Source organism: Roseburia sp. 1XD42-69 (genome assembly GCF_003612565.1).
In the GTDB taxonomy this organism is placed as follows: Bacteria; Bacillota; Clostridia; order Lachnospirales; family Lachnospiraceae; genus Roseburia_B.
The window spans coordinates 1-670 of the sequence record NZ_RAZG01000253.1 but is presented as its reverse complement, the minus strand read 5'-3'; the positions used below and the strand labels follow the sequence as shown (position 1 = coordinate 670).

Here is a 670-nt window from a genome sequence, read left to right as displayed (position 1 = left end):
CAAAAAATAAGGCCGGTAAATACCGGCCTTATTCTGATTCTGCTGATTACTGTAACAGAGATAATACGCCCTGGTTAGACTGGTTAGCCTGTGCAAGCATAGACTGTCCTGCCTGTGCAAGAATGTTGTTCTTGCTGTACTCAACCATCTGAGCTGCCATATCTGTATCACGGATACGGGACTCTGCTGCCTGAGTATTCTCAGCTGCGTTGTCAAGGTTTGCAATTGTGTGATCCAGTCTGTTCTGGATTGCACCCAATTTAGAACGCTGTGCAGATACTGTATCGATAGCTTTCTGAATCTTTGCCATTGCAGAACCTGCTAATGCATTGTTGCTCATCTTAAGAGCATTTACACTTAAGGATGCTGCATCCATATTGCTGATGCTGATCTGCATTGTCTGGCCTTTCAACATACCAACCTGAAGTTTCTTTCCTTTGAAGGAGCCGTCTAACAGATCCATAGTATTGAACTGAGTTGTGGAACGGATTCTGTCGATCTCAGATACTAACTGATCGATCTCGTTCTGGATCTTGCCTCTGTCTGCTGAGGTGTTAGGATCGTTGGCTGCCTGTGTTGCAAGCTCGTTCATTCTCTGCAGGATTGAGTGTGTCTCATTTAAAGCACCCTCTGCGATCTGTACTACAGAAATACCATCCTGTGCATTTAA

Annotated in this window: 1 protein-coding gene; it reads right to left on the bottom strand. The window is 44.6% G+C overall.

Going from position 1 to position 670, the window contains the following annotated elements:
- Positions 1 to 46: 46 nt before the first annotated feature.
- Positions 47 to 670 (bottom strand): flagellin (locus D7Y06_RS25430; RefSeq protein WP_120410230.1); only part of this gene is annotated, 624 nt, incomplete at its 5' end.